Source organism: Deltaproteobacteria bacterium, assembly GCA_016210005.1.
Classification (GTDB): Bacteria; Desulfobacterota; Binatia; order HRBIN30; family JACQVA1; genus JACQVA1.
In genome coordinates this window covers 1-7,496 of record JACQVA010000106.1, presented here as the reverse complement: position 1 = coordinate 7,496, position 7,496 = coordinate 1, and the positions used below count along the sequence as shown (strand labels likewise).

At 66.3% G+C, this 7,496-nt stretch carries 2 protein-coding genes; one reads left to right on the top strand and one right to left on the bottom strand.

Annotated elements, in window-relative coordinates; translation table 11 throughout:
- Positions 1-255: 255 nt before the first annotated feature.
- Positions 256-2,190 carry a hypothetical protein gene (locus HY699_10325; protein MBI4516195.1) on the bottom strand — a complete coding sequence of 645 codons (1,935 nt, stop codon included), beginning with the start codon at positions 2,188-2,190 and terminating at the stop codon, positions 256-258.
- A 470-nt stretch (positions 2,191-2,660) separates the two neighbouring features.
- On the opposite strand from HY699_10325, the gene HY699_10320 reads away from it, so the two are divergent.
- Positions 2,661-7,496 (top strand): thrombospondin type 3 repeat-containing protein (locus tag HY699_10320; GenBank protein MBI4516194.1); only part of this gene is annotated, 4,836 nt, incomplete at its 3' end.

Genomic DNA, 7,496 nt, shown 5'->3' with positions numbered 1-7,496 from the left:
TTTAGGACGCGGCCGCGGTACTCTACTCGCCGCGCTCCACCGCTGCCGAATCTTCCCACCTCCACCACGGCGCCAGCATGCCATAACCGCTGCAGCGACGCCAGTCCTCAGACCTCACTCAGCATTTTCGCGGGGTAATCGCGACTTCGCCTGAGCGCTGCGCTACCGCGTAAGACGCCACAGCCAGAAGACGCCAACAAGAGCGACGGCAAGTCGCCGCACTCCACAACGACGGCCGTCAGCGGCGAGATCGCCTCATTGTGGCGCGGCGGCGATCTCGCGCGCGACGCTGAGCACGCGCCAGTTGCAGCCCGGACACCAAATGTCGCCGGCGCTGCGCCGGCCGCGGTAGACGTGATGGTAGACCACGCCATCACGGTAGAGATCACGCTGGAAGAAATCGAGAATCGTCTGGGCGCGGTCACGGTGGCTAGCGGCAGCGGTCGCCACTCCCAAACGGTGCAAGGCGAGCGCGGCGTAGCTGTTAGTCGACAGGGAAAGATAGCCGTCTGGCCCAGTCTGGGTCGAACTGGCGAAGTAAGCGCCGCGTTTGGGTTCCCATAGCGGTTCGATTCCGCCGGCAACGGCTTGCGCGCGCTCGAGGTACACGGGGTCGCCGGTGAGCCGGTGAGCTTGCAGGTTGGCGAGCATCATCATTGCGTTCGGCAGTAGCCAAACCTCGTCGCTGTCCGGGCGTGCGCGGTACACCTGCCGGGTGCCATCCCACGCCAGCGTGCCGGCGTTGTCTATCAAGCGCCGGCCGATGCCCAGCGGGTGCACGAGCAAGAGCAGGCGCCAATCCGGGTAGGTTTGCGCAAAGCGCAGCTGCGTAAGCGCCAGCTGAGCGCCGAGGACGGTCGGACCGTAACCGTAACCACCGCCGCCGGTGAGCCAATCGAGCCAGTCCATATAATAGCGATCCACGGTCGCCGCCACGCCTGCCAACATGGTCGAGCGCGCTAGGGCCGCGCGTGCTCGCTCGCGCGGCCAAGCCTCCGGGTAGTCGAGGGCCGCGAAGAACGCGCCGGCGCCGAACGAGATCTCGTCGAAGTCGTGCGGGCGCGGCCATGACAGGAGCTGCTGCTGGCGCTCGAGGATTTCCTTGGCCGCTTCCGTTTGCTGCGCCGCCAGCAAGATCTCGGCGGCGTAACCCGGCGAGTCGGCGTAGTCGTAAGCGAAATCGCCGCGCTGGCGCGGCAGCCGATGCACCAGCGTGTCGAGTACACCATCGAACATCGGCCGATGACGCAGCTCTGCCGGGCGCAGCTCGGCCAGCGGCAGTGCTGCCGCCGCTGCCGGGCCACGCATCGGGCGCCAGCCCAGGAGGTTCTCAACCCGCGGCGCAGCTAGGCTATCGAGCAGCAGAATCAAGTAGCCGACGTGGGCTTCGAGACCGGCGTCACGCGCGCCGGCGGCGGCGCCGGCGGTGGTGAGCCAACGCATGATATCGGCCGCCCGCTCGCGATAGCTCGAGTCGCCCGTGTTCTTGGCCAGGAGCAGCAAGCCGCCGGCGAGGTAGGCGTTTGCCCGCGGATTCTTGTCGCCGCGCTCCGGGGTCGAGAAATAGCCGCCGTCGCGATCACGCAGCGCCTCGATCGCCCCAACCGCGTCGATGGCTGCGGTTTCGTACTGCACCGACTCCTCGTTCTCGTACGCCTTCATCAAGGCATAAAGCATCAGAGCGTTGGGCCATAGGCTGAGCGTCTCCTGGCGCAGCTCGAAGCGAAAGCCCGCACCCCCCGGCAAGCGAGCGCGTTGGAGTAAGTCGCCGACAATGGCCAGCCCCCTCGCGTTCCACGGCTCCGCGCCGGGAGCGCCCAGGTCCCAGTAGTCGCGGAACAGCAGGTTGAGGTACGCCGCCCATGCGCCCAGGCCCACCGGGCCCCACTCCTCGAGTTCGCGTGTATCGGCAAATGCTTCGAGGTTGCGCGCGGCTTGATCGATTGCCTTCAGATTGCGCCGTACCGCTGCCAGCAGCAGCGGTGTTTGCTCGAATGGCAGACGGCTCTTGGCCGCGTACAGCCCGAGCGTTCGGAACACAAGTTGAGGCGCCGGGCTGTCTCTGTCCAACTCCGCCGCCAGCGCCTCGATGGTGCCGGCCGGCACCACCGAGCCCAGCAGCGGAAAGATCAGTGCCGGGCCCCAGGCGGGCATGTCATCGTTGGCACTGGCCCAAGCCGGCGTTGTCACGCTGGCGCGCCGGCGCGCGTTTTGAAACGCATCACGAAACGGTGCTGCCGGAGAGGCCTGGCTGAACTCATGTCCGCTGAGCGTAACGATCTGCTCCGCGCCGGCCCTAAGGCAAGCGCCGATCACCGCGAGCAAGGCGGCGAGTGCGACGGTTCTCCACCGAGCAAGGCCAAGAGCCACGCGCCGCAGTGTATGCCGCTCCCCGGCGCTGGTCAAAACGCCGCCCCGCGGAGTTGAGCCCTCGGCTTGTTGCGACAAGAACGCGGGGAGACTGCGCTAGGGCCGACTTGATGCAAGATGCTGCAAATTTGACTGGTAATCGCCCGCATGACATTTATCACCTCAGGTGTTGACAGGGGTGCTATTAGCCGGCGCGGCGAATTGACAGACTGCCGTCATCGTGGAACTGCTGAACGTAAGCTAGCCAATAAATCCTGAAGCCGCCTCAGGCGGCCGAACAGGAGGGGGTAATGAACGTCTTCGCAACGGTACTAGGGGTGTATCGCCATACTCGCAGAATCGGTGCGGCCAGCGGCAAGCGCAAGACGCACAGCAGGTGCTGGGTGTTCCTGGTGCTGCTGGCGCTACTGACGGCCGTTACGACGCGTCCGGCGGTGGGCCAAACCCCTACGCCGACCTACTCTCCACTCGTCACACCGACTCGACCTCCAGAGTGTCAGGCCGAAGACTGGGACGGCGACGGCGTCGGTGCCGCCTGCGACAACTGCCCGTGGCACTACAACCCACAGCAAACCGACAATGACGGCGACGGCAGCGGCAACGTCTGCGATAGCTGCCCCGGAGCCGGCGTCTCCGACAGCGACGGCGATGGCCGCTGCGACGGCGAGGACAATTGTCCGTGGAACTACAACCCCAATCAGGCCGATGCCGATCAAGACGGCGTCGGCGATGTCTGCGACGGTTGCCCGGGACCAGGGGCGGCGGACCAGGATGGCGACGGCGTCTGCGACGGCGCTGACAACTGCACCTTGGATGGCTGCGGCTGGTACTGGTGGTGTGCCTTCAACCCGGCCCAGACCGATTGCGACGGCGACGGCCTCGGCGATGCCTGTGACCCTGACAGGAATGACAGCGATGGCGATGGCACAGACGACGCCTGCGACGACTGTCCCAATTGGAATTGGTTGCAGAGCGACTGCGACGGCGATGGCAGCGGTGATCCCTGTGATCAGGATACGATCGACAGCGACGGCGACCAGGTCGCCGATGCCTGCGATAACTGCCCACAAGTCTACAACTGGGAACAGTACGACCGCGACTTCGACGGCGTCGGCGACGCCTGCGACAACTGCCCCAACCACGCCAACCCCGATCAAGCCGATAGCGACGGCGACGGCATCGGCAATGTCTGCGACGCCTGTGCGGGACCGGGCGGCGACGCCGACGGCGACGGGGTCTGCGATGGGCTCGATAACTGCCCATGGAACCACAACCCGGCCCAGACTGACAGCGATGGCGACGGGATCGGAAATGCCTGCGATTGGTGCGCCGGCACCGGCAACACGGACTCGGATAGTGACGGCTGGTGCGACGGTGCTGACAACTGCCCCTGGAATTGGAACCCCGATCAGGCCGACAGCGACGGTGACGGCACTGCCGATGCCTGCGACGGCTGCCCGGGGCTCGGAACTACGGACCAGGATGGCGACGGCGTCTGTGATGGCGCCGACAACTGCCCCTGGAATTACAACCCGGCCCAGACCGATTGCGACGGCGACGGTTCAGGCGACGCCTGCGACCCGGATACCGTCGACAGCGACGGCGACGGCACCGCTGACGGCTGCGACAATTGCCAGAACTGGAACCAGACCCAGAGTGATTGTGATGGCGATGGCATCGGCGACGCCTGCGATCCCGACACCACCGACAGCGACGGCGACGGCATCGCCGACGCCTGCGACAACTGCCCGGCAGCGGGTAACCCGGACCAACGCGATGCCGATCGCGACGGCGCCGGCGATGCCTGCGACAACTGCGGCGAGTACAATCCCGGACAGGCCGACAGCGATGGCGACGGTGTCGGCGACCGCTGCGACCCGTGCGCCGGCCCGGGCCGGGACGCCGACGGCGATGGGCGCTGTGACGGCGCCGACAACTGCCCCTGGAACTACAACCCAGCCCAAACCGATTGTGATGGCGACGGTGCCGGCGACGTCTGCGACCCGGATACCGTGGACAGTGACGGTGACGGCACGACCGACACCTGTGACAACTGCCCGGGCTGGAATCACCTGCAGTCGGATTGCGACGGCGACGGCATCGGCGACCCGTGCGATCCGGATACGATCGACAGCGACGGCGACCAAGTTGCCGACGCCTGCGACAACTGCCTCGCCAGCTATAACTGGGATCAACTCGATAGTGACCGCGATGGGCGCGGCGACGCCTGCGACAACTGCCGCAATGCGCCTAACCCCGACCAGGCTGACAGCGATGGCGATGGCGTCGGCGACGCTTGCGACCCATGTGCCGGGCCGGACTACGACGCCGACGGCGTCTGCAACGGTGACAATTGCCCCTATACGTTCAATCCTGACCAGGGCGACCGTGACGGTGACGGCGTCGGCAACGCCTGCGACTGGTGCGCCGGTAGCGGACAAGCGGACTCCGACGCCGACGGCTGGTGCGACGGCGCCGATAACTGCCCGGGACAATGGAACGCCGGCCAAGCCGACGCTGACCAGGATGGCCTCGGCGACGCTTGCGACGGCTGTCCGGGGTCAGGGGCAGCCGATCAGGACGGCGACGGCGTCTGTGACGGGCAAGACAACTGCACCTATGACGACAACTGCTGGTGGTGGTCGTGCGCTTACAACCCGGCGCAAGTCGACTGCGACCGCGACGGCCGGGGCGATGCCTGCGACCCTGACACCACCGACAGCGACGGCGACGGCGTTGACGACCAGTGCGACAATTGCCAGAGCTGGAACTTTGGACAGATTGACTGCGATGGCGACGGCGTCGGCGATGCTTGCGATCCCGACACGGTCGAAAACGACGGCGACGGCATAACGAATGCCTGCGACAACTGCCCGAACAACTACAATTGGGAGCAATACGACGGAGACCACGACGGCGTCGGCTACACCTGCGACAACTGCCCCAACCACGCCAACCCCGATCAAGCCGACAGCGACCAGGACGGCATCGGCGACGTCTGTGACGCCTGCGTAGGTCCGGGGCAAGATGCCGACGGCGACGGGGTTTGCGACGGAGCGGACAATTGCCCGAACAGCTACAATCCCGATCAGGGCGACAGCGACGGCGACGGCGTTGGCAACGGCTGCGATCACTGCTTCGGCGCGGGTGCAAACGACGGCGACGGCGACGGCTGGTGCGACGGCGACGATAACTGCCCGTGGAATTGGAACGAAGACCAAACCGATGTGGATCAGGACGGCATCGGCGACGCCTGCGACGGCTGCCCTGGACCGGGGGCAGCGGACCAGGACGGCGACGGCATCTGTGACGGTGGCGACAACTGCACTTACAACGACGCCTGCTGGTGGTGGTCATGCGCCTTCAACCCGGCGCAAACCGATTGCGACGGCGACGGCCGGGGTGACGTCTGCGACCCCGACATCAGCGACAGCGACGGCGACGGCACCGCCGACGCCTGCGACAACTGCCCGAACTGGAACCGGACACAGACCGATTGTGACCAGGACGGTGTGGGCGACACCTGCGATCCGGACACCGTCGACAGCGATGGCGACGGTGTTGCCGACGGCTGCGACGACTGCCCGCTAGTCCGCAACTGGGAACAATACGACTTGGATTTCGACGGCGTCGGTGACGCCTGTGACAACTGCCCCACCAACGCCAACCCCGATCAGGCCGACGCCGATCAGGACGCCATCGGTGACGTCTGCGACCCCTGCTTCGGCCCCGGCGGCGACGCCGACGGCGACGGCGCCTGCGATGGGCTCGATAACTGCCCGTGGTGGAACCAGGACCAGGCCGATAGCGACGGCGACGGCTTGGGCGATGCTTGCGACTACTGCGCCGGCGCCGGCCGCTACGACTGGGACGGCGACGGTATCTGCTGCGGTGACGTAAACCAGCCGGCAGACAACTGCTGCTGGTATTACAATCCCGACCAAGCTGACGCCGATCAGGACGGCGTCGGCGATGCCTGCGACCCCTGCGCCGGGGCCGGCACCAGCGACTACGATGGCGACGGTATCTGCGACGCCGAGGACAATTGTCCATGGACGTTCAACCCTGATCAAAGCGATAGCGACCAGGACGGCAGCGGCGACGCCTGCGACGGATGCCCGGGGCCCGGAACTACGGACGATGACGGCGACGGCGTTTGCGACGGCGCCGACAACTGTACTTACAACGATCCCTGCTGGTGGTGGCTCTGTCCGTACAACCCGGCGCAAGCCGATTGCGACGGCGACGGTGCGGGCGATGCCTGCGATCCGGATACCGCCGACAGCGACGGCGACGGCATCACCGATGCCTGCGACAATTGCCCGAACTGGAACCCGAACCAGAGCGACTGTGACGGAGACGGCAGCGGTGACACCTGCGATCCGGATACAGTCGACAGCGACGGCGACGGCACTGCCGACGCCTGTGACAACTGCCCACTGAACCACAACTGGGAGCAATACGACCGGGACTTCGACGGCGTCGGCGACGCCTGTGACAACTGCCCCAACAATGCCAACTCCGACCAGGCCGACAGCGACGGCGACGGTATCGGTGACCCCTGCGACCCGTGCTTCGGCCCCGGCGGCGATTACGACGGCGACGGTGTCTGCGATGGGCTCGATAACTGCCCGTGGCAATGGAATGCGGATCAGGCCGACACCGACGGCGACGGGTTGGGCGATGCCTGCGACTACTGCGCCGGCGCCGGCGGCTACGACTGGGACGGCGACGGTATCTGCTGCGGCGACGTAAACCAGCCCGCCGACAACTGCTGCGATCACTTCAACCCAGACCAAGCCGACACCGACCAAGACGGCGTTGGCGACCTCTGCGATGGTTGTCCGGGGGCCGGCGGCTCGGACGATGACGGCGACGGCGTCTGCGACGGCGCCGACAACTGCACTTACAACGATCCCTGCTGGTGGTGGCCCTGTCCGTACAACCCGGCGCAAACCGACTGTGACGGCGACGGTTCAGGCGACGCCTGCGATCCGGATACCGTCGACAGCGACGGCGACGGCATCACCGATGCCTGCGACAATTGCCCGAACTGGAACCCGAACCAGAGCGACTGTGACGGAGACGGCAGCGGTGACACCTGCGATCCGGATACAGTCGACAGC